Genomic DNA, 26,261 nt, shown 5'->3' on the forward strand with positions numbered 1-26,261 from the left:
GCCTCAGTCCGCCGGGGGCAGCTCGCCCGAGCCGCGGGTGACGAGACGGGTGGGCAGTTCGATCCGCTCCGGCGCCAGCAGGGTGCCGTCCAGCTGCCGGAACAGACGGTCGGCGGCGGTACGGCCGATGGCGGCGGCGTCCTGCGCGACCACCGTGACGCCCGGCTGGAGCAGGTCGGCCAGCTCCAGGTCGTCGAAGGCCACCAGGGCCACAGGGCGGCTCTGCTCGGCGAGCACCCGGATGACGGTGACGGTCACCCGGTTGTTCCCCGAGAAGACCGCGGTGACCGGCGCCGGCCCGGACAGCATCTCCTCGGCCGCCCGACGCACCCGTGCGGGATCGGTGGCGCCCAGGGACGTCCAGGCCTCGTCCACGGCTATGCCCGCGTCCTCCATGGCCGCGCGGTAACCCCGCAGCCGCTCGGCCGCGGTGTGGATGCGCGGCATGTCCCCGATGAAGCCGATCCTGCGGTGCCCGTGGGCGACGAGGTGGGCGACGCCCTCGCGGGCCCCGCCGAAGTTGTCCGACAGGACGCAGTCGGCGTCGATCAGCCCCGCGGGCCGGTCGACGAAGACCGTCGCCACGCCCGCCTTCATCTCCGGCTCCAGGTACCGGTGGTCGTCACCGGCCGGGATGACCACCAGCCCGTCCACCCGGCGGGCGCACAGGGCCAGCGCCAACTCCTGTTCCCGGTCGGGGTCCTCGGCGCTGGAACCGTTGATGAGCAGCGCGCCGTGCGCCCGCGCCACCTCCTCCACGGCCCGGCTCAGGGGGCCGTAGAACGGGTCGGCGAGGTCTTCGAGGACCAGGCCGATGCTGGCGGTGGTGCCTTTGCGCAGGACCCGCGCGCTGTCGTTGCGGCGGAAGCCGAGCGCGCCGATGGCCTCCTGGACGCGGCGCTCGGTCTCCGGCGTGACGCCCGGCTCGCCGTTCACCACGCGCGAGACGGTCTTCAGGCCGACCCCCGCGCGTGCCGCCACGTCCTTCATGGTGGGACGATTGCCGTAGCGGTTTCCGGAGATGCCGACTGCGCGGCGGGGCGTCTCGGGCACGGGGCGGGTCCTGTCCTGTTGTCCACGAGGACGCGGGCGGCGCGCGCGTCCCTGGGGGTGGTGGAGGATGTGTCGCCGAGCATAGGGCCTGGACAACGTTGTCAGATGCGGGAGAGACTGTCCACCGCGATCCCGGCCCACGTCCCCACCGCTGGACCGGCCAGCCCTTTTTCCGATGGTTGACGGGGAGAACCGAGACTGATGCACACCGACCTCGTGGCCGCGCTGGACATCGGCGGCACCAAGATCGCCGGCGCACTGGTGGACGGCGCCGGCACGATCCTGGTCCGCGCCCAGCGGCCCACGCCCGCCCAGCAGGACGGCGACACCGTGATGCGGGCCGTCGAAGAGGTGCTCGGGGACCTGACGGCCTCGCCGCTGTGGGAGGGTGCCCGCGCCCTCGGCATCGGCAGCGCCGGCCCGGTGGACGCCTCCACCGGCACCGTGAGTCCGGTCAACGTGCCCGGCTGGCGCGACTACCCGCTGGTCGAGCGGGTGCGGGCCGCCACCGGGAACCTCCCCGTCGCACTGATCGGCGACGGCGTGGCGATCACCGCCGCCGAACACTGGCAGGGCGCCGCCCGCGGCCACGACAACGCCCTGTGCATGGTGGTCTCCACCGGCGTCGGCGGTGGTCTGGTCCTGGGCGGCCGACTGCACCCCGGCCCCACCGGCAACGCCGGGCACATCGGCCACATCAGCGTCGATCTCGACGGCGACCCGTGTCCGTGCGGTGCGCGTGGCTGTGTCGAGCGCATCGCCAGCGGGCCGAACATCGCCCGGCGCGCCCTGGAGAACGGCTGGCGCCCCGGCCCGGACGGCGACCCCTCGGCCGCCGCCGTGGCCGCCGCCGCGCGCGCGGGCGACCCCGTCGCCGTGGCGTCGTTCGAGCGGGCGGCGCAGGCCCTGGCCGCCGGTATCGCGGCCACCGCGACCCTCGTCGAGGTCGACATCGCGGTGATCGGCGGCGGCGTCGGCAAGGCGGGCGACGTCCTCCTCACGCCTCTGCGGCGGTTCCTCGCCGACTACGCCACCCTGTCGTTCGTGCGGCGGCTGACCGTGGTGCCCGCGCAGATGGGCACCGACGCGGGCCTGGTGGGCGCGGCCGCCGCGGCACTGGCGAGCGGGCCGGAGATGACGGTGGCGGGGGTCTGAGGGGCACTGGCGGGCGGGCCGGGCGGACACAAGGGGCCTCGCGGACACAAGGGGCCGCGCGGGCCCAGGGGACCGGGCGGGCCTCGCGAGCCCAAGGGACCGGGCGTCTCGGGCGGACGGGGCGAACGACAGGGACAGGGCAGGCCGGGGCGGGTCCAAGGCACCAGGCGAACCGGATGGGCCGGGCGGCCGGGCGGGTTGGGCGGGCCGGGCGGACCCAAGGGACGGGGCGGACCGGGCGGACCCAAGGGACCGGATGGGCCGGGCGGCCGGGCGGCCGAAGGAACGTTCCCTCACCGGAACGGCCCCTCCGGCCCCCGAGCGTGTCGCGGTCGGCGCGTGACCTCACGCGGGCTGCGCAGTTGATCCGGGCATGAAGAAGCGCAGCATGCTCGCCATCGCCTCATTCGCCACCGGTCTCGTCGTCGCGGCCATCACCCCCTCGCACGGTCTCGGGGAGGAGGACCTCGGCGGACTGAACGTCGGGGACACCCTCAGCACCCTCGACCACACCGCCATCGCCAGCGACAGCCTGGCCGTCGACGAGGACGCCGTGGACCTGGCCGACTGACGGGTTCCGCACGAGGCCGTGGCGCCGGTCCCCACCGTCCGGGGACCGGCGCCGCGGTGTTCGCGCGCCCTCAACGGGAGCCGGTTTCCGTGGCAGGGTGGAGCGGGCAAGCCACAGGGGCCGACCGAAGAGGGGGACTCGTGACCGTCGTCTGGATCAACGGCGCGTTCGGTGCGGGGAAGACGACCACCGCACGGGAACTGATCGACCTGATCCCGAACAGCACCCTCTTCGACCCCGAGGTCGTCGGGGCGGCGCTCCCGCACCTCCTGCCGCCCAAACGCCTCGCCGAGGTCGGCGACTTCCAGGATCTGCCGATCTGGCGCCGGCTCGTGATCGACACCGCGGCCGCGCTCCTGGCGGAACTGGGCGGCACCCTCGTCGTCCCCATGACCCTGCTGCGCCAGGAGTACCGCGACGAGATCTTCGGTGGCCTCGCCGCCCGCCGGATCGCCGTCCGGCACGTGCTGCTGGCCCCGGCGGAAACGATCCTGCGCGAGCGAATAGCCGAGCGGGACCTCCCGCCCGACCTCCCCGACGCCGAGATACGGGTACGGCAGTGGTCCTACGACCACATCGAGCCGTACCGCGCCGCCCTCGCCGGCTGGCTCACCTCGGACGCCCACCCCGTCGACTCCAGCGACCTCACCCCGCACGAGACGGCCGTCCGTATCGCGCGGGCCGTCGACAGCGGGTCGGTCGCCGCCTGCGACATCGTGCAGACGCCCGAGCCGACCGCCGAGACGCTGGCCGCCGGGGTACTCCTCTTCGACGAGCAGGACCGGGTGCTGCTCGTCGACCCGACGTACAAGCCCGGCTGGGAGTTCCCGGGCGGAGTCGTGGAGCCGGGCGAGGCGCCCGCGCGCGCGGGCATGCGCGAGGTCGAGGAGGAGACCGGCGTCCGGCTGGACGACGTACCCCGGCTGCTCGTCGTCGACTGGGAGCGGCCGGCGCCTCCCGGCTACGGCGGTCTGCGTCTCCTCTTCGACGGCGGCCGGCTCGACTCCGCGGCGACCGCGGGCCTGCTGCTGCCCGGTCCGGAACTGCGGGGCTGGCGCTTCGTCACCGAGGAGGAGGCCGCCGACCTGCTGCCCCCGGTCCGCTACGAGCGGCTGCGCTGGGCCCTGCGGGCACGGGAGCGGGGCGCCGCCCTCTACCTGGAGGCCGGGGTCCCCCTCGGATGCCCCTGAGGCGGCCGCGCCGCGGCGCGGTGTCGTCCGCGGGGTGGGGCTAGCTCTCCTGGCGCGACCGCCGCCCGAAGCCGGTCGTCGCGTCGGCCACGCGTGTGTGGCGTTCGTTGGCGGTCGTCCGATCGTCCGGTCGTCCGGTCGTCCGGTCGTCCGGTCGCCCGGTCGGCCGAGGGGCGGTGGCGTGGGCGCGGCGGCCGGTGCGGCCGGGGCACGGTCCCCGTCCTCAGGGCGCGGGGCGATGACTGGCCGCCGCCTCGCGCAGGACGGCCGAGGCTCGCTCGGTCACCGGGTCGCCGTGGCCGAAGCAGGCCACGTCCGCGTCGAGCGCGGCGAGCCGGTGCAGGGCGGCGACGGTCAGGGGCCGGTCCAGGTTGAACACCCCCGGCATCACCGACCCGTCGACGGGCGAGGCGGCGACCGTGTCCCCCGTGAACAGCACGCCGTGGCGCGGCAGATGGAGCGCGATACTGCCGTCGGTGTGGCCTGGCACATGGATCACGTGCGCTCCGCCGCCGAAGGCGAGGACCTCGCCGTCGGCCAACTCCGTGATCGACGCCGGCGGTTCGACGTCGCGTACGGGCAGGAGCCGGAGGGCGGCGGCGTGCAGCGGTCGCTCCCACTCCGCCAGCACCGGTGGGGGAGCGGGGACCCGGCGTCGGAGCACCGCGGCGTCCGCGGTGTGCGCCAGCACCTCCGCCCCGGTCAGGGCGGCCAGTTCGGCGGCGCCGCCCGCGTGGTCCTCGTGGAAGTGGGTGAGCACCACACGGCGTACCGCCGCCGGACCGTGCCCCAGGGCGGTGACCGCGTCGACGATCGCGCGGCCGGAGCCGGGCGGTCCGGCGTCGACGAGGGTCAACTCCTCGGCGTCGCGCCAGAGATAGGCCTGGCCGACCGGGAAGCGCAGCAGGTGCAGACGGGGGAGGAGCGCGACGACGTCCATGTGACGACCGTAGAGAGGGCCCCGCCCGCCGGGCGAGGCCCTCTGCCGAGAGCAGAGCGAGTGGCTCAGCCGGCCGCGTACGTGCGCAGGAACAGGGCCTCCGCCACCGACAGGCGCTCCAGTTCCTCCGGGGACACGCTCTCGTTGACCGCGTGGATCTGGGCCTCCGGCTCGCTCAGTCCGATGAGGAGGATCTCCGCGTCGGGGTAGAGCGCCGCGAGGGTGTTGCACAGCGGGATGGAGCCGCCCTGGCCGGCGTACTGCATCTCCTGGCCGGGGTAGGCCACCGCCATCGCCTCGGCCATCGCCGCGTACGCCGGGCTCGTGGTGTCGGCGCTGAACGGCTGGCCCTGGCCGATCTGCTCGGTCTGCACCCGCGCGCCCCACGGCGTGTGCGCCTCCAGATGGGCCTGGAGCAGCTTCGTCGCCTCGGCGGCGTCCACGCCCGGCGGCACCCGAAGGCTGATCAGTGCCCGCGCGCTCGACTGCACCGAGGGGGTGGCGCCGACGACCGGCGGGCAGTCGATGCCGAGCACGGTGACCGCGGGGCGGGCCCAGATCCGGTCGGCGACCGTGCCGGACCCGATCAGTCCGACGCCTTCGAGGACCTTGGCGTCCACGCGGAACTGCTCCTCGTCGTACTGCAGCCCTTCCCAGGCCGGCCCGTCGGTCAGGCCGTCGACGGTCGTCGAGCCGTCCTCGGCGCGCAGCGAGTCCAGGACCCGGATCAGCGCGCCCAGCGCGTCCGGGGCGGCGCCACCGAACTGGCCGGAGTGCAGGTTGCCCGCGAGGGTGTCGATCCGCACCCGCATCATGGTCATGCCGCGCAGCGTGGCGGTGACGGTGGGCAGACCGACCCGGAAGTTGCCCGCGTCGCCGATCACGACGGTGTCGGCGGCGAGCAGCTCGGGGTGCGCCTCGGCGTACCGCTCCAGGCCGCCCGTGCCCTGCTCCTCCGAGCCCTCGACGATCACCTTCACATGGACCGGCACCCCGCCGTTCGCCCTGAGGGCGCGCAGGGCCAGCAGGTGCATGATGAAGCCGCCCTTGCAGTCGGCGGTCCCCCGTCCGTACCAACGGCCGTCGCGCTCGGTCAGCTCGAACGGCGGGGTGGCCCAGCCGGCCTCGTCCAGCGGCGGCTGCACGTCGTAGTGCGCGTAGAGCAGCACCGTTTTGGCGCCTTCGGGTCCCGGCAGGAAGCCGTACACCGACTGCGTGCCGTCCGGGGTATCGAGAAGGGCCACCTCCTCGAAGCCCTCGGCGCGCAGGGCGGCGACGATCCAGTTCGCCGCGGCCTCGCTCTCGGTGCGCGGGAACTGGTCGAAGTCCGCCACCGACCTGAAGGCCACCAGTTCGGCCAGCTCCGCCTTCGCCCTGGGCATCAGCGAGGCGACGGTCTCGGCGACCGGATTCGACGACATGGGCACGCTCCTTGTGGGTGCGACGTTGTACCGAAGGGTGTTGCCGATCCTCCCACAGCCGACCGTGACGATCTCGGTCGTAGGATGCGGGGGACAGGTGCGGCAGGCGGCTTGATCGGGAGCAGTAGACCATCGTGAGCAGCGAGAACTCTTCGGCGGACGACGTGCAGCAGGTGTGGGACGTCGTCGTGGTGGGCGCGGGACCCGCGGGGGCCTCGGCCGCCTACGCGGCGGCGGTCGCGGGGCGGCGCGTGCTGTTGCTGGAGAAGGCGGAACTGCCCCGCTACAAGACATGCGGCGGCGGCATCATCGGTCCCTCCCGCGACGCCCTCCCACCGGGCTTCGAGCTGCCCCTCCTGGACCGGGTGCACGCGGTGACGTTCTCCAACAACGGACGCTTCACCCGCACCCGCCGTTCCCGGCAGACGCTGTTCGGGCTGATCAACCGGCCCGAGTTCGACCAGCAGCTCGTCGAACACGCCCAGAAGGCCGGCGCCGAGCTGCGCACCGGGGTCACGGTGACCCGGGTGGAGCAGCACGGCTCGGCGGTGCCCGACCGGCGCACGGTCGCGGTCGTCCTCCAGGGCGGCGAGGCGGTGCTGGCCAGGGCGGTCGTCGGCGCCGACGGCAGCGCCAGCCGCATAGGGGCCCATGTCGGCGTCAAGCTCGACCAGGTGGACCTCGGCCTGGAGGCGGAGATTCCGGTGCCCGAGACGGTCGCCGAGGACTGGAAGGGCCGGGTCCTCATCGACTGGGGCCCGATGCCCGGCAGTTACGGCTGGGTGTTTCCCAAGGGGGACACGCTGACGGTCGGGGTGATCTCCGCGCGCGGGGAGGGCGCCGCCACCAAGCGGTACCTGGAGGACTTCATCGGCCGGCTCGGCCTCGCCGGCTTCGAACCGAGCATCTCCTCGGGCCACCTGACCCGCTGCCGCGCCGACGACTCGCCGCTCTCGCGCGGCCGGGTGCTGGTGTGCGGGGACGCGGCGGGGCTCCTGGAGCCGTGGACGCGGGAGGGGATCTCCTTCGCGCTGCGCTCGGGCCGGCTGGCCGGCGAGTGGGCGGTCCGCATCGCGGAGGCGCACGACGCGGTGGACGCCCGCCGTCAGGCCCTCAACTACGCCTTCGCGATCAAGGCGGGCCTCGGTGTGGAGATGAGCGTGGGCAAGCGGATGCTGGCCCTCTTCGAACGGCGTCCAGGCCTGTTCCACGCGGCCCTCACCGGTGTGCGCCCTGCCTGGCGGGCGTTCACGGACATCACCCGCGGCCGGACGACCCTCGGCGAACTCGTGCGCTCGCACCCCCTCGCCCAGCGCGCCCTGAACGCGGTGGACCGCAGGCAGGCGGCCGCGGGCACGGGCGGGGCCGACGAGGCAGGTTCCTGAGACGCCGTCCGGCGCCCGGGTGACCGGTGGGGCCGGGCCGGAGGGGCCGGGTCCCGTGGTGTCCGTCCCCATCCTGACCGGGGCCGAGGGTCACCGGCCGCGGGTCACCCCGCGGGCCGGGCCGGAGGAGCCGGGTTGTGCGGTGTCCGGCGCCGTGGTGACCGAGGCCGACGGCCGGCCCCGGGTCACCCCGCGGGCGCGGTCGGCAGAACCGGGTCCCGCGGTGTCCGGCCCCGTCGTGACCGGTGCCCGACGGGTCACCGGCTCTGGGTCACCGTGATCCGGAACACCGGGTGGTCCGGCGCGACACGACGCAGGTCGGCGGCGGGGGACTCGGGCCCGACGCCGTCGAAGAAGACCTCGACCTCCGCTCGTACTCCAGGGGGAGTACGACCGGTCACCTCGTCCGGCCGACGTCCGTCCCGGCCGGAGGCGTCTAGCGTGGCGGGCATGGACGACCAGTGGGTGCGCGAGCGTGGCGGGCCGGTGCGGTGGTGGCGGCACGGGCCGCCGTGGCCGGGACACCGCGAGGGCGGGGAACCGGGCGGACGGTGGCCCTGGCGGTCCACGGCCCTGCTCACCGCGTTCGTGCTCATCGGCTCGGACTTCGCCGCCCACGAACAACAGGGGGAACGTGCGGCGCTCGATCCGTTCGCGCGCGTGCTGCTGGCCGTGGCCGGGGGCCTGCTGCTGTGGCGGCACCGGCATCCCGTGCCCGTTGTGTTCGGCACGGCCGCCGTCACCGCCGTCTACCTGGGCGCCGGCTACCCCTACGGGCCGATCCTCCTGACCGTCGCCGTGGCCTGCTTCGCCGCCGTCGTCGCGGGCCACCGCCGGGCCGCCGGGACGGCGCTGGGTGTGCTCTGGGGCGTACACCTGCTGGTCGCGCACTGGCTGTACCGGTGGCTGCCCCCGGCCGGGGACCGGCCCGCCTCCTTCGCGCAGGAGGTGGTCGTCGCCACCTGGGTCGCGGTCATCGTCGCCGTCTCGGAGCTGGCCAGGGCCCGGCGCGAGCAGTGGGCCAGGGAGCGGGCCGAGCGGGCCCAGGCCGCCCGTCGGCGGGCCGACGAGGAGCGGCTGCGCATCGCCCGTGAGCTGCACGACGTCCTCGCCCACAGCCTCTCCGTCATCAACGTGCAGGCGGGCGTCGGCCTCGCGCTCCTCGACTCCGACCCGGAGCAGGCGCGCACCGCGCTGACCGCGATCAAGTCGGCCAGCAAGGAGGCGCTCGGCGACGTGCGCCAGGTGCTGAGCACCCTGCGCGCCCCCGGCGACGCCCCGCGGGCCCCCGCACCCGGCCTGGACCGGCTGCCCGAACTGGTGGAACAGGCGGCACGCGCGGGCCTCACCGTCGAGGTCGGGGGAGAAGCACCCCGGCTGCCGCCCGGCACGGACCTCGCCGCGTTCCGCATCGTCCAGGAGGCTCTCACCAACGTCGTACGGCACTCGGGTTCCCGGCACGCGCGCGTACACCTCGATCAGGCGGGCGGAGGGCTGCGGCTGACGATCGACGACGACGGGCCGGCGGCCGACGCGGAAGCGGGCGGCAGCGGCAACGGTCTGGCCGGGATGCGGGAGCGGGCCGCGGCGCTGGGTGGCAGCATCGAGGCAGGCCCCAGGGACGACGGCGGCTTCCGGGTGCTCGCCGTCCTGCCGTGCACGTCCGGAACCGAACGATGAGCCGCCCGTCGCGGTCCCGCACCCGAACCGAGGAGGTCCGGTGATCCGCGTACTGCTGGCCGACGACCAGGCACTGGTCCGGGCCGGGTTCCGCGCCCTGCTCGACGCCCAGCCGGACATCGAGGTGGCCGGGGAGGCCGCCGACGGCGAGGAGGCGGTGCGACTGGTGCGCGAACTCCGGCCGGACGTCGTCCTGATGGACATCCGCATGCCGCGCCTGGACGGACTGGCCGCGACCCGCCGGATCACCGAGGACACCGCGCTCGACGACGTCAAGGTGGTCATGCTCACCACCTTCGAACTCGACGAGTACGTCTTCGCGGCGATCCGCTCCGGCGCCTCCGGGTTCCTCGTCAAGGACACCGAGCCGGAGGAACTCCTGCGTGCCGTGCGGGCGGTGGTGGCGGGGGACGCCCTGTTGTCGCCGGGGGTGACGCGACGGCTCATCGCCGAGTTCGCCGCCCGTTCCAAGGAGCCCGCGACCGCCGTCGAGCTGGCCCGGCTCACCGAGCGGGAACGGGAGGTGATGGCGCTCGTCGGCATCGGTCTGACCAACGAGGAGATCGCCCGCCGCCTGGTGGTCAGCCCGCTCACCGCGAAGACCCACGTCAGTCGCACGATGGTGAAGCTGGGCGCCCGCGACCGGGCTCAACTGGTGGTGCTGGCCTACGAGTCGGGGCTGGTCAGGCCGGGCTGGCTGGGCTGAGCGCCGAGGGGGCCGGCCTCGCGGTCGGCGTGCCCGGACGGGGTGTCGGCGTGCCCGGCCGTGGCGTCGCCGTCCCCTGCTGTGGCGTCGGCGTGTCCGGACGGGGTGTCGGTGCGGCCGCCGGTGACTCCCGCACGGAACCGGAGGAGCACGCTCACCACCCGCGCCACGAACACCACGGGCGTGACCGTGAGTCCCACCCGCAGGAGCACCTTCTCGACGGTTTCCGGGAGTGCGAACAGCAGCGCCGGTCCGGCGACCACCCCGAACAGCAGGGCCGCGGCGAGGGCCGCGCTGAACAGCGCGTACCCGATCTCGACGGTGATCGCGTCCCGCTCCGCCTGTGTGCGGCGTCCCCCGTGGCCGGTCATGCCGGCAAGTCTCACAGGAGGGCGCCCGGCGAGGCAACAGCCCGCCGGGCGCCCTCAGGGAGGCGTCCCCCTAGTCGCGGACCGGAACCCGTTCCGCGCTCGCCTCCTCCACGGTGGACATGGCGACCACGACCGAGCCGCGGGCGCGGCGGGTGCGCAGGCCGGGCAGGGTGATCAGGAGGCCGAGGGCGGCGACACCCGTCACCACCATCAGGCCGGGACGGTAACTGTCCAGCACTGCCTGGGGAGTGGGGTCGGCCGGGGAGCCCGCGGTCACCACGGCCGTGACCACGGCCAGGAAGATCGCGCCGCCCACCTGGACCGAGGTGTTCAGCAGGCCGGAGACCATGCCCTGCTCGTGGTCCGCGACGCCGTTGGTGGCCTGGATGTTGAGCGAGGGGAAGACCAGCGCGCACGCCGCGCCGATCAGCAGCATGCTGGGCAGGATGACCGCCGCGTAGACCGGGTCGAGATCGACGCGCAGGAACAGGGCGTAGCCGACGAACATCAGGGCGAAGCCGGTCACGATCAGCCGTGGGGTGCCGAACCGGTCCACGACCGAGCCGACCTTCGTCGAGGACAGTGCCACCAGCGCACCCGCCGGCAGGAAGGCCAGCGCGGTGTGCAGCGCCGACCAGCCCAGCAGGGTCTGCATGTACAGCGTCGCCAGGAACTGGAAGCCCACGTACGAGCCGAAGAAGGCCATCGCCCCGAGCTGGGCGCGGATCTGGCTGCCCGAGCGCAGCACGCCGAGCCGGATCAGCGGGCCGGGCGAGCGGCGTTCGACCCGGACGAAGACGGTCAGCAGGGCGGCGACGGCGATGAAGGACACCAGCGTACGGACCGAGGTCCAGCCGGCCTCGGGTGCCTGCACGACGGTGAAGACCAGCAGCAGCATCGAGGCGGTGCCGAGAACGGCGCCGGGGACGTCGTACCCGCTGTGGTTCTTCTCCCGTTCGCTGCGCGGCAGCAGCTTCATGCCGATGACGAGGGCGACCAGGGCTATCGGCGCGGGGAGCAGCATGGTGAGGCGCCAACTGGCCTCGGTGAGCAGGCCGGAGAGGACCAGGCCCATGGAGAAACCGGTCGCGGCGCAGGTGGTGTAGATGGAGAGCGCGCGGTTGCGCAGCGGGCCCTCCGGGAACGTCGTGGTGATGATCGACAGGCCCGCCGGGGCGGTGAAGGCCGCGCTCAGTCCCTTGATGAACCGGCTGGCGATCAGCAGCGGACCGGAGTCGACCATGCCGCCGAGCACGGAGGCGACGGCGAAGACGCCGAGGGCGACGAGGAAGACCTGGCGGCGGCCGAGCAGGTCGGCGGTGCGGCCGCCCAGGAGCAGCAGGCCGCCGTAGCCCAGGATGTAGCCGCTGACGATCCATTGCAGGGTCGAGGTGGTCAGTCCGAGGTCGGAACCGATGGACGGCAGGGCGACGCCGACCATCGACACGTCGAGCGCGTCCAGGAACATCGCGGCGCAGAGCACCAGCAGGGTGCCCCACAGTCGAGGGGTCCAGCGGACCGCCGGGGACGGGTCCGCGGCGGAGGGGAGCGGAGAGGTCATGCCCGAGAGACTACATGCGCGTGCATGCGATGCAAGAGCATTTAATTCCGATGCAATAAAATCCGTTCTCTGCTACGGTGCCGCCATGGCGGCGGACAAGGTCGAACAGGCGCTCGTGCGACAGTGGCGGGAGATGCTCGCGCTGCACGCCCGCACCCAGTGCGAACTCGACCGCGCTCTGCACGGACACGGCCTGTGCGGCAGCGACTTCGAGGTGCTCGACGTCCTCACCGCGACCGCGTCGGACGACGCCTGCGCCTTCCGTGTCCAGGAGATCGCCGAGCGGGTCCATCTGAGTCAGAGCGCGCTGTCACGGCTGATCGCCCGGCTGGAGAAGGACGGTCTCGTCGAGCGCGCGATGTGCCCCGAGGACCGCCGGGGCGTCCGGGTCGCGCTCACCGAGAAGGGGCGCGCGTTGCACGGCGAGGTGCTCCCCGTGCAACGCTCGGTGCTCACCCGCATGCTGACGGACTGACCGCGGTCAGTTCCAGGTGACGGCCGACCTCTCCCGCCACAGCCGGGCCAGCGAGGCGTCCCCGCTGACGGTCGGGTAGGGCAGCCGGTTCCACAGCGACAGATAGAGCAGCGCCGCGGGTCCGGCCACCTCGCAGTCCGCGTCCCCCTCGCCGCCGCGCTCCGTCACCGGCGGCTCCGCGGACAGGCGTACGGTCCACACCGCGTCGTCCGCGTCCGTCGCCCGCACCCGCAGGACACGGGGCTCCTCGGTGCGCACCCTGCTCGTGGGGCGTGCGTGGAAGGCACGCAGCAACTCGTCGATGCCGTCCGCCGCGAAGGCGGGAGGAAGTTCGGCGGCGATCGCCTCGGGTGCGGTGCCGCGCGCCGCCTCCGCGTCCACGCGGTGCACGGCCGTCTCGTGCGCCTGTCGCCTGGCCCAGAACGTCAGTGGCGAGGCCGCGGGAAGGAAGTGCCAGCAGTCCAGGTCGGCGGGTGCGGAGGCGAGCGTGTCGACCAGTCGGCGGTGGCCTGTGCGGAACCAGTCCAGCAGTTCGCCGCCGTCGAGGTCCGGGAGGCCGTCTCCCTGGTGCGGCGCGGTGTGGCCCTCGGCGACGTACGACGTCGCCCACCGGTGCACCGTGCCCGTGTGCCGCAGCAGGTCCCGTACCTGCCAGGCCGGGCAGGTCGGAACCTTGGCGTCGGGCCCCGCCCCGCTCGCCGCGGCGGCGAGGGACTGGCCTTCCTGATCGAGGATGCGGATGAACTCGGCGATCTCCATACGGGTGAGTGTGCCCGACGGGGTGCGGTCGAGGGGAAGGGGCCGGGGCGCCGGTCCGTCTCGGGGCGTCGCGGCGGAGCGGGCGCCGCACCGGCTGTCCACCCGAACGGTCCCCGGGCGCCCGCTGAACCGGGCCGACTCGGGCGAGTTCGCGCCACCGTCCCTCAACCGCCCTCCGCCCGCGGCACGGTGAGCCCGATCAGGGCCGCGATCGCCGCGAGTGCCGCCACGCTGGTGAGGGCGGTGGGAAGGGAGAACCAGTCGGCCATGAAACCGATGGCGGGTGGGCCGAGGAGCATGCCGCTGTAGCCGAGCGTGGAGGCGACGGCCACGCCGGTGGGGCCGGCCAGGGCGCCGGCGCGTTCGACCGCCACCGGGAAGAGGTTGGCCAGACCGAGCCCGGCCACGGTGTAGCCGGCGAGCGCGGCCCACGGGGCCGGGGCGAGGGAGCCGAGCAGCATGCCGACGGCCGCGACGGTGCCGCCGGCGACCACCGTGCGGGTGCGGCCCAGTCGTTCCAGGAGGGTCGTGCCGGTGAGCCGGCCGACGGTCATCGCGAGGGCGAAGCAGGAGTAGCCGGCGGCGGCGAGGCCGGGGGAGGTGTCGAGGTCCTGCTGGAGGTGGAGGGCGCCCCAGTCGGCGAGCGCGCCTTCGCCGTAGGCCGTGCACAGGGCGATCAGGCCGAAGACGACGACCAGGCGGCGGGTGCGGGCGGTCAGGTGGGCGGGCTTCGGCGGCCGTGACTCCTCGCCGGGACGCGGGACCGCGCCGGCGGGTGCCTGACGCAGCAGCGCGGGTCCCGCCAGTGCCGTCACGAGCAGGCCGATGAGGCCGAGGCCCAGGAGATGGCGCGCGGGGGAGACGGACCCCGCGATCAGCCCGCCGAGCCCGGCGCCGATCATGCCGCCCAGGCTGAACGCCGCGTGGAAGGTGGGCATGATCGGCCTGCGCAGGGCCGCGACCAGGTCGACGGCGGCACTGTTGAAGGCGACGTTGATGCCGCCGTAGGCCGCGCCGAAGAGGAGCAGTACGGCGCCCAGCGCGACCGCGGAGTGGGTCAGCGGGGGCAGGGTGACGCTGAGGGAGAGCAGTACCGCGCAGACCACGGTGACCCGATGGCTGCCGTACCGCCGGCACAGACGGCCGGTGATCAGCATCGTCACCACGGCCCCGGCGGAGACGCCGAGGAGGGCGAGGCCGAGGCCGCTGGCGGAGGCGCCGGTCTGTTCCTTGATGGCGGGGATGCGTACGACCCAGCCGGCGAAGACGAAGCCGTCGAGGGCGAAGAAGACGGTGAGCAGGAGTCGGAGCCGGCTGAGGGAGTGGCCCCGCACGACGCTGTGCGAACGGGCTTTGTTTATGAGCGGCACAAAATCAGGCTAAGCGGAACGCCGTACCCGGGCAACGTGGTTGAACAGTCCATGCTCCCGGAACCCGCACGGGCGGGCGCGGGCCACCTCCTCCGGGGTGTGGACCCGGAGGGCTCCGACGGCGTATCCCTGTCGTGGACGCACCATCACCGTCGGGAAGGTGGCACATGACCCATGTCGAGGACGAGCTGACCGCCCAACCGGAGTGCTGGACCCGCGCCGCGGCCGAAGTCCCCCGATTCCGGACCCGGTTGCCGATCACGGGCGAGCGCGTCGCGTTCGTCGGGTGCGGCACCTCCTACTTCATGGCGAAGTCCGCCGCCGCCCTGCGCGAGGGCGCGGGCCACGGGGAGACCGACGCCCACCCCGCCTCCGAGTTCCCTCACCACCGGGCCTACGACCGGGTCGTCGCCCTCACCCGCTCCGGCACCACCACCGAGATCGTCGACCTGCTCGCCCGGCTCCGCGGACGCACCCGCACCACCGTCATCACCGCCGACCCCGAGACGCCCGTCATGACCGCGGCCGACCACACCGTGGTCCTCCCCTACGCCGACGAACGCTCGGTCGTGCAGACCCGGTTCGCCACCACCGCGCTCACCCTGCTCCGCGCCCACCTCGGCCTGCACAGCGAGGACGTCGTCGCCGACGCCCGCACCGCCCTGGCCGAGCCGCTCCCCGAAGGACTCGCGGAGTGCGGGCAGTTCACCTTCCTCGGGCGCGGCTGGACCGTCGGGCTGGCCGACGAGGCCGCCCTGAAGATGCGCGAGGCGGCCCTGGCCTGGAGCGAGGCGTACCCCGCGATGGAGTACCGCCACGGCCCCATCAGCGTCACCACCGCGTCCACCGCGACCTGGATGCTCGGCACGGCGCCCGACGGGCTCGCCGAACAGGTCCGCGCCACCGGCGCGTTGTGGGTGCGAGGCGCCCTGGACCCCCTCGCCGAACTCGTGCGCGCCCAACGCCTCGCCGTGGCCGTCGCCCAGGCCCGCGGCCTCGACCCCGACCGGCCGCGCCACCTCACCCGGTCGGTGATCCTGGCCCCCTGAGGGGCTCCGCAAGCGTCCCCGCACGCGCCGCCCGGCCGGACGAGGAGATTCCGTGCCCCTCACCACCACCGGTGACCTGGTCACCCGGGCCCGCGCGGCCCGCACCGCCGTCGCCGCCTTCAACATCATCACCCTCGAACACATCGAGGCCGTCATCACCGGCGCCGAGAGCGCCGGCGTACCGGTCGTCCTCCAGGTCAGCGAGAACGCCGTCAGGTTCCGGCAGGGACGCCTCCTCCCGCTCGCCCGCGCGGCCGTCGCGGCAGCCGAACGGGCCGCCGTACCGGTCGCGTTGCACCTCGACCACGTGCGGACCGACGCCCTGCTCCGGGAAGCGGCGGACGCCGGATTCAGCTCCGTGATGTACGACGCCTCCCACCTCCGCTACGCCGACAACCTCGCGGCGACCCGCGCCGCCGCCGACCGGGCGCACGCCCAGGGCCTCTGGATCGAGGCGGAGTTGGGGGAGATCGGCGGCAAGGACGGACGACCCCCGCGCGACGCCCACGCGCCCGGAGCCCGCACCGATCCCAGCGAGGCCCGTGCCTTCGTGACCGACGCGGGGGTGGACGCCCTGGCCGTCGCCGTCGGCAACGTCCACGCGATGACCACCCGCACCGCCACCCTCGACCACGGACTCCTCCGACGACTTCGGACCTGTGTGGACGTGCCGCTCGTCCTGCACGGCTCCTCCGGCGTGCCCGACGACGAACTGACGGCGGCCGTCGCGGGCGGCATCACCAAGGTCAACGTCGGCACCGCCCTCAACCAGGCCATGACCGGCGCGATCCGGGACTACCTCGCCACGCATCCCGACGCGGTCGACTCGCGCGGCTACCTCGCCGTCGGACGGGAGGCGATGGCGTGCGCCGTCCAGCGGATCAGCCGCCGGCTCAGCCCCGCTTGACGGCCTTCAGCACCACGAACCTGGGGTCACCGGCCACCAGCCGGCTGTTGCCGAACAGGCGCCGCAACTTCACGTGGTACCCGAGGTGCCGGTTGCCCACCACCCACAGTTCGCCGCCCGGCCGCAGCACGCGCCGCGCCCCGGTGAACATCCGCCAGGCCGTCGCGTCCGTCGTGGCCTGGTGGGAGTGGAAGGGCGGGTTGTTCAGCACGAGGTCCACGCTCTCGTCCGCCACCCCCGCGAGTCCGTCCCCGACCCGGAACTCCCCGTGTCCCGGCTGCCCGTTGGCCCGGTACGTCGCCTCGGCGGAGGCCACCGCCTGGAACGACTCGTCCGTGAACAGCACCTCGGCCCGCGGGTTGGCCAGCGCCACCGCCGTCCCCACCACGCCGTTGCCGCAGCCCAGGTCGACGACCCGCTGGACGCCCCGCGTCGACGGCAGATGGGCGAGGAGGAACCGGGTGCCGATGTCGAGCCGGTCGGCGCAGAACACCCCCGCGTGGTTGACGACCGGACGCCCGGACACCGGGCCGACGTCGGCGGGAAGGTCGTAGCCGTACGGCCACGGGTTGCCGGGACGTTTCAGCGCGGGGTCGGGAGCACAGAGGATCAGCCGGGCCTTCTGCCGGGCGAGGGAGGTGCGGGTGGGACCGAGGATCCGCTCGAACAGCCGCAGGGTCGAGGTGTGGATCTCCTTGACCATGCCGGTGCCGACCACGACCGTCCCCGCGTGCACCGAGGGCGCCAGCCGCAGCAACTGGTCCTCCAGCAGCGCCAGGCTCTTCGGCACCCGCACCAACAGCACGTCGACGCGCTCGGGCGGCGGGTCCTGGGTGGTCAGCAGCCGGACGGAGCCGGGCTCGACGCCGTTGCGGGCGAGGTTCGCCCGGGTCGCCTCCTGCCCCAGCCAGGAGTCGGTGATCTGCGTCGGCCGGTGCGCGGCCAGTGCCGTCACCAGCGCGCCCCAGCGGTCACCGAGCACGACGACCGCGCCGGACAGCGCGACGTCCTGCTCGGCGAGGTGGCGGAGCAGATACGCGTCGGAGGCGTCCCAGGCGCGCAGCGCGTCACGCGGGTCCTCGGGGTGGCGGGCCAGTGCGACCTCGCCCCACGGCGTCGTCATACGGTCGTTCATCGTGGGTCAAGGCTAGCCCAGCCGCAGATCGGACCACGTGGGGCAGGATGGTGCCATGGACTCCGAGCTGTTCGCCCGGGAACGCGCGGAGGTCGCGCCGGGCGCCGCGCACCTGCCGGACTGGCTGGACACCGGCGCTCAGCGGGAACTGCTGGCGGCCTGCCGGGAGTGGGCCCGACCGCCCGCCGGACTGCGCACCGTCCGCACGCCCGGCGGCGCCACCATGAGCGCCCGCCAGGTCTGCCTCGGCCGGCACTGGTACCCGTACGGCTACGCCCGCACGGTCGTCGACGGCGACGGCTCCCCCGTGAAGCCCTTCCCGTCGTGGCTGGGCGACCTGGGCCGGCGGGCGGTGACCGACGCGCTCGGCCCGGAGGCCGCCGAGCAGGCGGCGTACGACATCGCGCTGATCAACTTCTACGACGGCGACGCCCGCATGGGCATGCACCGCGACGCCGACGAGCGGTCGGACGCGCCCGTGGTGTCCCTCAGCCTCGGCGACACCTGCGTGTTCCGCTTCGGCAACACCGAGACCCGTACCCGCCCCTACACCGACGTCGAGCTGCGCGGCGGCGACCTGTTCGTGTTCGGAGGGCCCTCCCGGCTCGCGTACCACGGCGTGCCGCGGGTGCGTCCCGGTACGGCTCCCGCGGGGCTGGGGCTGACCGGCAGGCTGAACGTGACGCTGCGCGTCAGCGGCTTCCCCGCCACCGCCTGACGCACCCGGCTCCGGGCCGGGCCGATCCGAGGGGGACGGCCCGGCGGATCATGGGAGACTCGCCCTCATGAGCGGCAAGGCGGACCCCCGGCCGGCGGGGGCAGGGACCACCTCGAGGGCGCGGCTGGACCGGGGGCGCGGTGCGCTCGGTCCCGCGTTGGAGCTGGTGCACACCGGGCGGGCGCCGACCCGTGCGGTGCTCACCGCGGAACTCGGCGTCACCCGTGCCACGGCCGGCGCGGTCGCCTCGGAACTCGAGGCGCTGGGACTGATCCGGGTCGACGCGCGGCCCGGCGCCGCCGCCGGTTCGCAGGGCCGCCCCTCCCACCGGCTGGAGGTCGCCGCGGACGGCCCCGTCGTCCTGGCCGCCCAGGTGCACGCCGACGGCTTCCGGGCCGCGCTGGTCGGCCTCGGCGGGCGGATCGTCGCCACGACGCCCAGCTGCGAGGCCGTCGACGCCGACCCGGCCAAGGTGCTCGGTGCCGCCGTGGAAGCCGGAGCCGACCTGCTGCGCCGGACCGGCCGGCGCTGCGTGGGCGCCGGACTCGCCGTGCCGTCCGCGGTGACCGCGCCCGAGGGCCTGGCGCTGAACCCGCTGCACCTCGCCTGGCCGGTGGGGGCGCCGGTACGGGAGATCTTCGCCGAACGGGTCCGCGCCGCCGGCGTCGAAGGCCCGGCGTTCGCCGCCAACGACGTGAACGCCGCCGCCCTCGCCGAGCACCGGCACGGCGCCGGCCGCGGCGCCCGCGACCTGTTGTGCGTGGCCACCGGGCACCGCGGGGTCGGTGGCGCGCTGGTTCTCGACGGCCGCCTGCACACGGGCAGTTCGGGCCTGGCCCTCGAAGTCGGGCACCTCACCGTCAGTCCCGAGGGCCGCCCCTGTCACTGCGGCAGCCGTGGCTGCCTCGACGTCGAGGCCGACCCGCTGGCCCTGCTCATCACCGCCGGCCGCGAGCCGGGCCCCGAGGGCTCCCTGCTCCAGCAGGCCAACGAACTGATCCGCGAGGAGTACGCCGACCCGGTCGTCCGCGCGGCCGCGGAGACCCTGATCGACCGCCTCGGCCTGGGCCTGGCCGGTCTGGTGAACATCCTCAACCCCGACCGCATCATCCTGGGCGGCCTGCACCGCACCCTCCTGGACACCGACCCCCACCGGCTCCGCGCGGTCGTCGCCGACCGCAGCCTGTGGGGTCGCAGCGGCGGTGTCCCCATCCTCGCGTGCTCCCTCGACCACAACAGCCTGGTCGGAGCGGCGGAGCTGGCCTGGCAGCCGGTCCTGGACGACCCGCTGGCGGCGCTGAGCGGCAGATAGCGCAGGACGGGATCGCCAGGGCCTCGGAGGACAGGGTCGGCAGGGCCTCACATCCGGGGTTCCGCCGGGCGGCGGACCAGCGCTTCGATCACCAGCACTCCGCCCCCGCGATCCGCGGCCGGTCGCGCACCCGAACCCGTGCCCACGTCCGGATCGGCGTCGGCTACGGGCGCCGGACGACGAAGCGGGGTTGAGCGGCGCTCCCACGGTCACCAGGTAGAGACGGACGGGCCGGTGCGTGCCGCGTCGAGGTGACGTCCTACCGTCACGTACCGTCCGAAGTACCCCCGCTCGATGGATCAGGAAGTTGACGTCATGACCGACAAGCTGACCGTGGGTGTGCTGGGCACCGGCATCATGGGTGCCGCGATGGCCCGCAACCTCGCCCGCGCCGGACACACCGTCCGCGCCTGGAACCGCACACGTGCCAGGGCCGAGCCGCTGGCCGCCGACGGTGTCGCCGTCGCCGACAGCCCGGCCGAGGCCGTCCGTGACGCCGATGTCGTCCTGACCATGGTCCACGACGGCCCGGCGGCCCTGGAGGCCATGCGCGCGGCGGCTCCCGGACTGCGGGCCGACGCCGCCTGGGTGCAGTCGACGACCGTGGGTGTCGACTCGGTCGAGGACCTGGCCGCCTTCGCCCGCGAGCAGGGCCTAATCTTCTTCGACGCGCCCGTACTGGGCACCCGCCAGCCCGCCGAGGCCGGTCAGCTGACCGTGCTGGCGGCGGGACCGGAGGCCCACCGCGCCGCCGTCCGTCCCGTCCTGGACGCGGTGGGCGCCCGCACGGTGTGGACCGGCGAGGACGGTACGGGCGGCAGCGCCACCCGCCTGAAGCTGGTCGCCAACAGCTGGGTGCTGGCGGTCACCGCCGCGACCGGTGAGGTCCTGGCCCTGTCCAAGGCCCTCGAGGTCGATCCGCACGACTTCTTCGAGCTGATCGCCGGCGGGCCGCTGGACATGGGCTACCTCCGGGCCAAGGCCGCCCTGGTCCTCGAAGACCGCTTGACGCCCCCGCAGTTCGGCGTGGTGACGGCTGTCAAGGACGCCCGTCTGATCGTCGAGGCCGGAGCCCGGCGCGGTGTCCGCCTGGACGTGGCCGCCGCGAGCGCCGACCGCCTGGAACGCGCCGTCACACAGGGCCACGCCGACGAGGACATGGCCGCCGCCTACTTCGCCAGCTTCGACGAGCAGCAGCCCGCCTGACCGTCGCGCAGGGGCACTCGCGTGCGCCTGCTTGTCCTGTGGCCGGTGGCGGGCCGCGTATGTGCGTGTGCCCGTCCCTGATCGTGGCGGGCCGCGTACGCGCGCGTGCCCGCCCCCGACCTGTGACAGGCCGCGTACCCGTGCGTGCCCGGACATGATCCGTGACGGACAACGTACGCGCGTGTGCCTGCCCCCGACCGGTGACCCATCGCGTCGCCGCGCGTGATGGGGCCCGACCAGCGGGTACGTCGTACACACCTGCGGCAACACCGCCCCAGCCAGCCACACCCGCCCCAGCTCACCGAGGAGGAACCCGATGTCCAAGCCGCCGCTGCCGCCCGAGGCCGTCGACCTGCTGAGCCGCCCCAATCCCTGCGTGATGGCGACCCTGCGCGCCGACGGCACTCCGGTGTCCACGCCCACCTGGTACGTGTGGGACGACGGCCGGGTCCTGATCAGTCTCGACGAGGGCCGGGTCCGGTTGAAGCACCTGCGCCGAGACCCCCGCGTCACCCTGACCGTCCTGGACGGCGAGAGCTGGTACACCCACGTCACCCTCATCGGCCGAGTCACCGAACTGCGCGACGACGAGGGCCTGGCCGACATCGACCGCATCTCCTCGCACTACACCGGCGACGCCTACCCGGACCGCGTCCGGCCCCGCGTCAGCGCGTGGATCGAGGTCGACCGCTGGCACGGCTGGGGTGCGATGAAGGACAGCGACCAGCCGTCCACCTGACACCGGCCCGGCGGTATCCGTGACACCGGTCCGATCGCGCCGTCACGCCGGTACGGCGCGGCGCGGCCGGGCCGCCAGCTCGCCCCCGCAGGTGGGGCAGACACCGCTCATGGCCTCCGCGCACGGCACGCAGAAGGTGCACTCGTGGGAACAGATCCGGGCGGGTGCGTCGTACGGCAGCGCGGCCGTCGTACAGCGCTCGCAGTGGTCGCGCATCTCCAGGGCCATGGCGGGGTCCTCCTCGTGGTCGGTGTCCGTGGTCATGGCCATCCTCGGCCGACCCGCCTTCCACGGCAGCCGCACGGCGGGCCGGAGACCGACACGATCGGGCCACGACCGCGTCCGTCGTGCCACGACCGCAACAGCGGTCAGGTCCACGACACCCCGAAGGCCCGCCCGGCATTCTCCGTCAGTATCCGCCGCACGGCCTCCTCGCCCACGGCCACCGCCAGCCGCGGAGCCACCCGTCGCAGCAGGTACGGCATCCCGGGGCCACCCTCGACGGAGCGGGCGGCGGCGGTCGTGGTGTCGCCGCCCAGCAGCAGCCGGTCGCCGAACCCGGCCTCGACGAGCGCGCGAACGGCCTCCGGCATCCGCCAGTCGGTGGCGTGATGGGCACGGGACGGACCGTCGAAGGCCAGGTAGCAGCCCGAGGCGGCGGCCTGGCGGTGCACCACGCCGTCGGGGCAGCGGTTGAGGTGCCCGAGGATCACCCGGTGCGGCGGCACGCCCGACTCCCCGCACAGCAGGTCGATCACGTCCAGCGCGCCGGTGCCCGCTTCCAGATGGACGGCGATCGGCGCGCCCGTCGCGTGGTGCGCCTCGGCCGCCGCGGCCATGGTCCGCCGGGCGTGGGCGTCCAGACCGTGGAACCCGCCCGCGACCTTGACGAACCCGGCCCGTACGCCCGACGTGCCGATGCCCTCCGTCAGTTCGGCCACGAACACCTCGGCCGGCCGTCCCCGCAGCCCCGCGCGCGTGGCGTCGTCGTAGTGGGCGTCCTGGTGCAGCCCCGTCGCGGCCACGATGTGTACGCCCGTCTCCCGTGACAGCGGCGGCAGATCGGCCGCGCGCCGCCCGAGCCCGTACGGCGTCCACTGCACCACCGCGCCACCGCCCTCGGCGCGGAACGCCGCCAGTTCGGCACGGGCGGCCGGTACGCTCCGCAACTCCTGGCCGGGCAGCAGCGGACTGCCGAGGAAGAGGTGGTCGTGCGCGTCGCACACGCCCAGCCGCTCCGGCGCCACGTCCCCGAGGACGGTACGGACGGAGGTCACCACTGGCGGCCACCGGACAGGGCGGAGCGTCCCGGCGCCGACAGGTGGAGCACCTGGAACAGGTCCCCGTCGGCCTTCGGCGTCCAGTGCTCCCACAGCGAGAGGTGCACGATCTCCCACCGGCTGGTGTCGACGGCCGCCGCCGCGAGGACCGCCCCGTCCTGACGCGCCAGCCGCGCGGTCTCCGCCGCGGCCTCCACCGCCACCTCGGCGTGCACCGCCCCGTCCGGCACCGGAGTACGGCGTCGTACGGCGAACCGGGCCGGCGCGCCGGCGGCCCCCTCCTCGTACGCCAGGCCCGTCCACTGCCGGACCGCCGGGCGCCCGAAGTCGTCGCTCAGGCCCTGGAAGGGGCCACCCCATAGGAAGGCGTTCATGCCCTCCGTCGTGTGCCACAGGTAGAACGGCGCGTACTGGTTGACCGGGGAGCCGTGCGCGCCGCGCTCACGCAGCAGGTAGGCCTTGATCGCCAGGCCCTCCCAGTCGTCGAGGAGGTGTCCGACGCGCGCCACGCGCGCGCGGACGATCCCCGTGTCGTAGTCGGCGGGCAGGGTCAGCTCGTACTGCATGGCGTGCATCCGGGCTCCTCAGACGGTGGGGCGGTCGTGCGGGCACAGGACGGAGAGCAGGCCGCGCACGCCCGCGTCGAAGGCGGCCGGCGAGCCGGAGGCGCGCGCGAGGACGTACCCGCCCTGCACGGTCGCGAGGACGGCCGCCGCGATCTCCTCGCCGTCCAGCGCCGGCCCGAACTGACCCTGTTCCTTGCCCTCCTCGACGATCTGCGCGATGCGCTCGCGGATCGCGTCGAGGGTCTCGTCGACGGGTGCGCGCAGTTCGTCGCTCGCCATCACGTCCGGGTCCATCGTCAGCCGGCCGACCGGGCAGCCGCGCAGCACGTCCCGCTCGCGGCGCAGATAGGCCTCGATGCGCTCGTACGGGCTCCCGGGCCCGTCGAGCACTCCCTCGGCGGTGGCCCGCAGCTCCTGCGCCGTCCGCCGGATCGCCGCCAGGGCGAGATCCGGCTTCCCCTTGAAGTGGTGGTACATGCTGCCCTGTCCGGCGCCGGCCCGCTCCAGGATCGCCTTGGGGCTGGTGCCCACGTACCCGCGCTCCCAGAGCAGCTCCCGGGTGGACTCGATCAGTCGCTCCGCTGTGCTCACGGCTCCACTGTACATACTAGTAGTTACAGAAGTCGGGCGTGCGGTCGACCAGGTGGGGAGCAGCCCGTACGGAGGCGCGTACTCCCCGGGAGGTAGCCGTACTGCCGCTGTCCGTACGACGACCGGGCCCCCCTGCCGGCGGCAGTCTCGAAACACCACCGGAAGACCTACCTGGGAGATGACCCGAGATGCACGAGATGCAGACCCTGGCGAACGGGGACGGCGGCCCCGGCCCGTGGATCCTGTTCTTCCCGCTGATCTGGGCCGTCGTCGTGATCGGCGTCGTGAACCTCCTGCGCCGCACGGTGTGGCGCGGCCGCCGCGGCCCCTGGGCCGATGCCCCCCGCCCCACCGGCGACTCACCGCTCGCGGTCCTCGGCCGCCGTTTCGCCTCCGGCGAGATCGACGAGGACGAGTACTGGCGCCGACTGTCCGTCCTGGACGAGCAGTTCGGACGCAAGGGTGGTACGTGACGACGGCGGCCGTCGCCGCCCTGGCCGGGGTGAGCGACAGCGGGTTCGCGTCACGCGCTCCCACCCACGCGGCTCGCCGTGGGGGCCTGGCGGCCGGGGTGTGGGCCTCGCCGCAGACGCCCGGCCGGACGCGCGGCACGCCTGGGCGTGCTGCGGCAATCGCGGTATGGAACACCGCCCTGTGCGGCCTGTATGGCGGGGGCTCGGTGGCGAAGGTGCCACCGAGCGCCGAGCGCCGAGCGCCGAGCGCCGAGCGCCGAGCGCCGAGCGCCGAGCGCCGGGTGTGAGCGCCGAGCGCCCGCGCCGCGTGCGCGACCCGCGCCGCGTGCGCGACCCCGCCGTACGTGCGGATCACCACCGGGTGACTCCGCCGTACGGCGAAGGGATCACCGCCCGGTCAGCCGGCGACGGCCGACCGGGCGGGAGCGTGTGCGGGGCTGAGGTCGTCGACCGTGACCACCTCCGGGAACAGCCGGTCGGTGACCAGCCGGTCGGTGACCAGCCGGCGCGAAGGCCGCGCCGACCGCTCGGGCGCCGCGACCGGCGCGGGAAGCGTGAACCAGACGACCTTCCCGGACTCGCCGTCCGACCGGGCGCCCCAGTCCTCGCTGACCGCGGCCACCATGGCGAGTCCACGTCCGCAGGTGGCGAACGAGTCGACCGCCTCGATGTGGTCGACCACCGGAAGCCGGGGGTCGTGGTCGCGCACGGAGACCGTGAGCCGGTCGAGCAGCAGCTCCATCTCCACCCTGCACGTCTTGTCCGGCTGGGCGTGCAGATGGACGTTGGTCAACAGCTCGGTCACGCCGAGCGCCGCGCGGTCTATGAGGGGATCGAGATGCCAGTAGCGCAGTTGCGCCGATACGATTCTGCGGACCTGGCCGATCCGCGACGGCAGAGCCTGGAGCTCTACCGTGCAGTGCCTGCTTGGGTTGCTGATCACGGCTGCGACTCCCCGACGTGAGGTCCGGAAGAACACGGAGTTCGGATCGATCGGAGCAGTGCGTCTGCGCTAGGGCGGCCGCCTGCTGTCGTGGCCGGCGGGCTGGTTCGCAGCGTTATCGCCGGTAAACCCAGAGTGACGTGAGACCAGCGTGGCCCAGGGGGCGGGAGAGCGCAACTCGCCGTGGCCGTCCGGCCACCCGCGGTTCGCTCGACCGCTGGGTCCCGGGGCGTTCAACCCCTGCGTCCCGCCGCCCTGCGAACGGCCTCGATGAACCGGCGCGCCGCGGGCGGCCCCGGCTCACCGGGTGCCGGATCGTGGCCCCGCAGGGTCAGCAGGTACCGGTTGCCGTTGAGGTCGGCCAGCGCCCGGTCCGCGGCGGCGAACCAGGGCCGGGAGGCGCGGACCGCCTGCACCGGCGCGCTGTCGATCTCGCTGCCGTAGCTGGTGAGCAACTCCAGCCTGCCGTCGTTGATCCGGACCTGTCCGGCCCGGGTGAGCGAGCGCAGTCGCCTCCCGATCCGTACGCCCGTCGCCGTGAACTCCGGCTCAGCCATCCCCGCCCCCTTGCGCGTGGGTGTGCCGGCCCGTGCTTCCGAGTGGGCCGGAAACCTGCTCCTGTCGTGTCCAGTGTGCGTCCCCGTACGGGACCTCCGCCCCGCCGGGTGCAGTCTGCCCGCGCGGGGCGTCGAGCACCAGTGCGCA

At 74.2% G+C, this 26,261-nt stretch carries 28 protein-coding genes and 1 pseudogene; 14 read left to right on the forward strand and 15 right to left on the reverse strand.

Annotated elements, in window-relative coordinates:
* Positions 1 to 3: 3 nt before the first annotated feature.
* Positions 4 to 1,053 (reverse strand): LacI family DNA-binding transcriptional regulator, encoded by a 1,050-nt coding sequence (locus ACFYO5_RS07855; protein WP_388705471.1) that lies wholly within the window; start codon positions 1,051 to 1,053, stop codon positions 4 to 6.
* A gap of 201 nt (positions 1,054 to 1,254) precedes the next feature.
* On the opposite strand from ACFYO5_RS07855, the gene ACFYO5_RS07860 reads away from it, so the two are divergent.
* From ACFYO5_RS07860 to ACFYO5_RS07870, 3 genes are all read left to right on the forward strand, one after another.
* Positions 1,255 to 2,208, forward strand: coding sequence for an ROK family protein (locus tag ACFYO5_RS07860; protein ID WP_388705474.1), 954 nt, complete (start codon positions 1,255 to 1,257; stop codon positions 2,206 to 2,208).
* Positions 2,209 to 2,581: 373 nt separating this feature from the next.
* A complete protein-coding gene (locus ACFYO5_RS07865) occupies positions 2,582 to 2,779 on the forward strand; it encodes a hypothetical protein (RefSeq protein ID WP_356563775.1) in 198 nt (65 codons plus the stop codon).
* Between the two features lie 140 nt (positions 2,780 to 2,919).
* Entirely contained in the window at positions 2,920 to 3,969 is a 1,050-nt protein-coding gene (locus ACFYO5_RS07870; RefSeq protein WP_388705477.1) for an NUDIX domain-containing protein, read from the forward strand.
* A 223-nt stretch (positions 3,970 to 4,192) separates the two neighbouring features.
* Here the strand turns inward: ACFYO5_RS07870 and ACFYO5_RS07875 are convergent, their stop codons facing one another.
* Both ACFYO5_RS07875 and ACFYO5_RS07880 read right to left on the reverse strand, forming a co-directional pair.
* Entirely contained in the window at positions 4,193 to 4,909 is a 717-nt protein-coding gene (locus ACFYO5_RS07875; protein ID WP_388705480.1) for an MBL fold metallo-hydrolase, read from the reverse strand.
* A gap of 65 nt (positions 4,910 to 4,974) precedes the next feature.
* A complete protein-coding gene (locus ACFYO5_RS07880; RefSeq protein WP_388705482.1) occupies positions 4,975 to 6,330 on the reverse strand; it encodes a dipeptidase in 1,356 nt (451 codons plus the stop codon).
* A gap of 134 nt (positions 6,331 to 6,464) precedes the next feature.
* Between ACFYO5_RS07880 and ACFYO5_RS07885 the strand changes: the two genes are divergently transcribed.
* Positions 6,465 to 7,715 (forward strand): geranylgeranyl reductase family protein, encoded by a 1,251-nt coding sequence (locus ACFYO5_RS07885; protein ID WP_388705485.1) that lies wholly within the window; start codon positions 6,465 to 6,467, stop codon positions 7,713 to 7,715.
* A gap of 257 nt (positions 7,716 to 7,972) precedes the next feature.
* Here ACFYO5_RS07885 and ACFYO5_RS07890 read toward each other — a convergent pair.
* A pseudogene (locus tag ACFYO5_RS07890) lies at positions 7,973 to 8,089 on the reverse strand (deazaflavin-dependent nitroreductase); the annotation flags it as partial.
* A gap of 76 nt (positions 8,090 to 8,165) precedes the next feature.
* Here ACFYO5_RS07890 and ACFYO5_RS07895 point away from each other — a divergent pair.
* Together ACFYO5_RS07895 and ACFYO5_RS07900 are read left to right on the forward strand one after the other, a co-directional pair.
* Positions 8,166 to 9,395 (forward strand): sensor histidine kinase, encoded by a 1,230-nt coding sequence (locus ACFYO5_RS07895; RefSeq protein WP_388705487.1) that lies wholly within the window; start codon positions 8,166 to 8,168, stop codon positions 9,393 to 9,395.
* A gap of 40 nt (positions 9,396 to 9,435) precedes the next feature.
* On the forward strand, positions 9,436 to 10,101 hold the full coding sequence (locus tag ACFYO5_RS07900; protein ID WP_356563787.1) for a response regulator transcription factor: 666 nt from the start codon (positions 9,436 to 9,438) through the stop codon (positions 10,099 to 10,101).
* Here the strand turns inward: ACFYO5_RS07900 and ACFYO5_RS07905 are convergent.
* Together ACFYO5_RS07905 and ACFYO5_RS07910 are read right to left on the reverse strand one after the other, a co-directional pair.
* A complete protein-coding gene (locus ACFYO5_RS07905; protein WP_388705491.1) occupies positions 10,062 to 10,472 on the reverse strand; it encodes a DUF6332 family protein in 411 nt (136 codons plus the stop codon). The genes ACFYO5_RS07900 and ACFYO5_RS07905 overlap by 40 nt on opposite strands.
* A gap of 70 nt (positions 10,473 to 10,542) precedes the next feature.
* Positions 10,543 to 12,033, reverse strand: a complete 1,491-nt coding sequence (locus ACFYO5_RS07910; RefSeq protein WP_388705494.1) for an MFS transporter — start codon at positions 12,031 to 12,033, stop codon at positions 10,543 to 10,545.
* A gap of 85 nt (positions 12,034 to 12,118) precedes the next feature.
* Between ACFYO5_RS07910 and ACFYO5_RS07915 the strand changes: the two genes are divergently transcribed.
* Positions 12,119 to 12,508, forward strand: a complete 390-nt coding sequence (locus ACFYO5_RS07915) for a MarR family winged helix-turn-helix transcriptional regulator (RefSeq protein ID WP_388705497.1) — start codon at positions 12,119 to 12,121, stop codon at positions 12,506 to 12,508.
* Positions 12,509 to 12,514: 6 nt separating this feature from the next.
* On the opposite strand, the gene ACFYO5_RS07920 is transcribed toward ACFYO5_RS07915, so the two are convergent.
* Positions 12,515 to 13,267: a maleylpyruvate isomerase family mycothiol-dependent enzyme gene (locus ACFYO5_RS07920; RefSeq protein WP_388705500.1), complete on the reverse strand. Its 753-nt coding sequence runs from the start codon at positions 13,265 to 13,267 to the stop codon at positions 12,515 to 12,517.
* 164 nt (positions 13,268 to 13,431) lie between these two features.
* Positions 13,432 to 14,637: an MFS transporter gene (locus tag ACFYO5_RS07925; RefSeq protein WP_388705502.1), complete on the reverse strand. Its 1,206-nt coding sequence runs from the start codon at positions 14,635 to 14,637 to the stop codon at positions 13,432 to 13,434.
* 167 nt (positions 14,638 to 14,804) lie between these two features.
* On the opposite strand from ACFYO5_RS07925, the gene ACFYO5_RS07930 reads away from it, so the two are divergent.
* Positions 14,805 to 15,686, forward strand: a complete 882-nt coding sequence (locus ACFYO5_RS07930) for an SIS domain-containing protein (RefSeq protein ID WP_388705505.1) — start codon at positions 14,805 to 14,807, stop codon at positions 15,684 to 15,686.
* A 52-nt stretch (positions 15,687 to 15,738) separates the two neighbouring features.
* Entirely contained in the window at positions 15,739 to 16,593 is an 855-nt protein-coding gene (locus ACFYO5_RS07935; protein ID WP_388705507.1) for a ketose-bisphosphate aldolase, read from the forward strand.
* Here the strand turns inward: ACFYO5_RS07935 and ACFYO5_RS07940 are convergent.
* Entirely contained in the window at positions 16,580 to 17,716 is a 1,137-nt protein-coding gene (locus ACFYO5_RS07940) for a methyltransferase (RefSeq protein ID WP_388707125.1), read from the reverse strand. The genes ACFYO5_RS07935 and ACFYO5_RS07940 overlap by 14 nt on opposite strands.
* Before the next feature lie 67 nt (positions 17,717 to 17,783).
* Here ACFYO5_RS07940 and ACFYO5_RS07945 point away from each other — a divergent pair, with 67 nt between their 5' ends.
* From ACFYO5_RS07945 to ACFYO5_RS07960, 4 genes are all read left to right on the forward strand, one after another.
* Positions 17,784 to 18,446, forward strand: a complete 663-nt coding sequence (locus tag ACFYO5_RS07945; RefSeq protein WP_388705510.1) for an alpha-ketoglutarate-dependent dioxygenase AlkB family protein — start codon at positions 17,784 to 17,786, stop codon at positions 18,444 to 18,446.
* Between the two features lie 67 nt (positions 18,447 to 18,513).
* Entirely contained in the window at positions 18,514 to 19,758 is a 1,245-nt protein-coding gene (locus ACFYO5_RS07950; RefSeq protein ID WP_388705513.1) for an ROK family protein, read from the forward strand.
* Positions 19,759 to 20,073: 315 nt separating this feature from the next.
* Positions 20,074 to 20,964, forward strand: coding sequence for an NAD(P)-dependent oxidoreductase (locus tag ACFYO5_RS07955; RefSeq protein WP_388707127.1), 891 nt, complete (start codon positions 20,074 to 20,076; stop codon positions 20,962 to 20,964).
* Positions 20,965 to 21,280: 316 nt separating this feature from the next.
* Positions 21,281 to 21,703 (forward strand): PPOX class F420-dependent oxidoreductase, encoded by a 423-nt coding sequence (locus ACFYO5_RS07960; RefSeq protein ID WP_388705516.1) that lies wholly within the window; start codon positions 21,281 to 21,283, stop codon positions 21,701 to 21,703.
* Positions 21,704 to 21,745: 42 nt separating this feature from the next.
* Here the strand turns inward: ACFYO5_RS07960 and ACFYO5_RS07965 are convergent, their stop codons facing one another.
* From ACFYO5_RS07965 to ACFYO5_RS07980, 4 genes are all read right to left on the reverse strand, one after another.
* Positions 21,746 to 21,931, reverse strand: a complete 186-nt coding sequence (locus tag ACFYO5_RS07965) for a DUF1272 domain-containing protein (RefSeq protein WP_356564077.1) — start codon at positions 21,929 to 21,931, stop codon at positions 21,746 to 21,748.
* Between the two features lie 140 nt (positions 21,932 to 22,071).
* Positions 22,072 to 22,980, reverse strand: coding sequence for a phosphotriesterase (locus tag ACFYO5_RS07970; RefSeq protein ID WP_388705519.1), 909 nt, complete (start codon positions 22,978 to 22,980; stop codon positions 22,072 to 22,074).
* Positions 22,977 to 23,558 carry a DUF4865 family protein gene (locus tag ACFYO5_RS07975; RefSeq protein WP_388705522.1) on the reverse strand — a complete coding sequence of 194 codons (582 nt, stop codon included), beginning with the start codon at positions 23,556 to 23,558 and terminating at the stop codon, positions 22,977 to 22,979. The genes ACFYO5_RS07970 and ACFYO5_RS07975 overlap by 4 nt, the downstream gene beginning before the upstream one ends.
* Before the next feature lie 9 nt (positions 23,559 to 23,567).
* Positions 23,568 to 24,155, reverse strand: coding sequence for a TetR/AcrR family transcriptional regulator (locus ACFYO5_RS07980; RefSeq protein WP_388705525.1), 588 nt, complete (start codon positions 24,153 to 24,155; stop codon positions 23,568 to 23,570).
* Between the two features lie 182 nt (positions 24,156 to 24,337).
* On the opposite strand from ACFYO5_RS07980, the gene ACFYO5_RS07985 reads away from it, so the two are divergent.
* A complete protein-coding gene (locus tag ACFYO5_RS07985; protein WP_388707130.1) occupies positions 24,338 to 24,613 on the forward strand; it encodes an SHOCT domain-containing protein in 276 nt (91 codons plus the stop codon).
* 397 nt (positions 24,614 to 25,010) lie between these two features.
* On the opposite strand, the gene ACFYO5_RS07990 is transcribed toward ACFYO5_RS07985, so the two are convergent.
* Together ACFYO5_RS07990 and ACFYO5_RS07995 are read right to left on the reverse strand one after the other, a co-directional pair.
* The gene (locus ACFYO5_RS07990) at positions 25,011 to 25,556 is read right to left on the reverse strand and encodes an ATP-binding protein (protein ID WP_388705527.1); all 546 of its coding nucleotides are present in this window, start codon (positions 25,554 to 25,556) and stop codon (positions 25,011 to 25,013) included.
* 233 nt (positions 25,557 to 25,789) lie between these two features.
* On the reverse strand, positions 25,790 to 26,113 hold the full coding sequence (locus ACFYO5_RS07995; RefSeq protein WP_356563819.1) for a hypothetical protein: 324 nt from the start codon (positions 26,111 to 26,113) through the stop codon (positions 25,790 to 25,792).
* Between the last annotated feature and the right edge of the window lie 148 nt (positions 26,114 to 26,261).

The organism is Streptomyces sp. NPDC006259 (genome assembly GCF_042870975.1).
Taxonomy (GTDB): Bacteria; Actinomycetota; Actinomycetes; order Streptomycetales; family Streptomycetaceae; genus Streptomyces.

Excerpts from the sequence above, each read along its gene's own strand:
- ACFYO5_RS07860 (WP_388705474.1), top strand. The coding sequence starts at position 1,255 with ATGCACACCGACCTCGTGGCCGCGCTGGACATCGGCGGCACCAAGATC.
- ACFYO5_RS07865 (WP_356563775.1), top strand. The coding sequence starts at position 2,582 with ATGAAGAAGCGCAGCATGCTCGCCATCGCCTCATTCGCCACCGGTCTC.
- ACFYO5_RS07875 (WP_388705480.1), bottom strand. The coding sequence starts at position 4,909 with ATGGACGTCGTCGCGCTCCTCCCCCGTCTGCACCTGCTGCGCTTCCCG.
- ACFYO5_RS07880 (WP_388705482.1), bottom strand. The coding sequence starts at position 6,330 with ATGTCGTCGAATCCGGTCGCCGAGACCGTCGCCTCGCTGATGCCCAGG.
- ACFYO5_RS07895 (WP_388705487.1), top strand. The coding sequence starts at position 8,166 with ATGGACGACCAGTGGGTGCGCGAGCGTGGCGGGCCGGTGCGGTGGTGG.
- ACFYO5_RS07905 (WP_388705491.1), bottom strand. The coding sequence starts at position 10,472 with ATGACCGGCCACGGGGGACGCCGCACACAGGCGGAGCGGGACGCGATC.
- ACFYO5_RS07910 (WP_388705494.1), bottom strand. The coding sequence starts at position 12,033 with ATGACCTCTCCGCTCCCCTCCGCCGCGGACCCGTCCCCGGCGGTCCGC.
- ACFYO5_RS07915 (WP_388705497.1), top strand. The coding sequence starts at position 12,119 with ATGGCGGCGGACAAGGTCGAACAGGCGCTCGTGCGACAGTGGCGGGAG.
- ACFYO5_RS07920 (WP_388705500.1), bottom strand. The coding sequence starts at position 13,267 with ATGGAGATCGCCGAGTTCATCCGCATCCTCGATCAGGAAGGCCAGTCC.
- ACFYO5_RS07930 (WP_388705505.1), top strand. The coding sequence starts at position 14,805 with ATGACCCATGTCGAGGACGAGCTGACCGCCCAACCGGAGTGCTGGACC.
- ACFYO5_RS07940 (WP_388707125.1), bottom strand. The coding sequence starts at position 17,716 with ATGACGACGCCGTGGGGCGAGGTCGCACTGGCCCGCCACCCCGAGGAC.
- ACFYO5_RS07945 (WP_388705510.1), top strand. The coding sequence starts at position 17,784 with ATGGACTCCGAGCTGTTCGCCCGGGAACGCGCGGAGGTCGCGCCGGGC.
- ACFYO5_RS07950 (WP_388705513.1), top strand. The coding sequence starts at position 18,514 with ATGAGCGGCAAGGCGGACCCCCGGCCGGCGGGGGCAGGGACCACCTCG.
- ACFYO5_RS07955 (WP_388707127.1), top strand. The coding sequence starts at position 20,074 with ATGACCGACAAGCTGACCGTGGGTGTGCTGGGCACCGGCATCATGGGT.
- ACFYO5_RS07960 (WP_388705516.1), top strand. The coding sequence starts at position 21,281 with ATGTCCAAGCCGCCGCTGCCGCCCGAGGCCGTCGACCTGCTGAGCCGC.
- ACFYO5_RS07965 (WP_356564077.1), bottom strand. The coding sequence starts at position 21,931 with ATGGCCCTGGAGATGCGCGACCACTGCGAGCGCTGTACGACGGCCGCG.
- ACFYO5_RS07975 (WP_388705522.1), bottom strand. The coding sequence starts at position 23,558 with ATGCACGCCATGCAGTACGAGCTGACCCTGCCCGCCGACTACGACACG.
- ACFYO5_RS07980 (WP_388705525.1), bottom strand. The coding sequence starts at position 24,155 with ATGTACAGTGGAGCCGTGAGCACAGCGGAGCGACTGATCGAGTCCACC.
- ACFYO5_RS07985 (WP_388707130.1), top strand. The coding sequence starts at position 24,338 with ATGCAGACCCTGGCGAACGGGGACGGCGGCCCCGGCCCGTGGATCCTG.
- ACFYO5_RS07995 (WP_356563819.1), bottom strand. The coding sequence starts at position 26,113 with ATGGCTGAGCCGGAGTTCACGGCGACGGGCGTACGGATCGGGAGGCGA.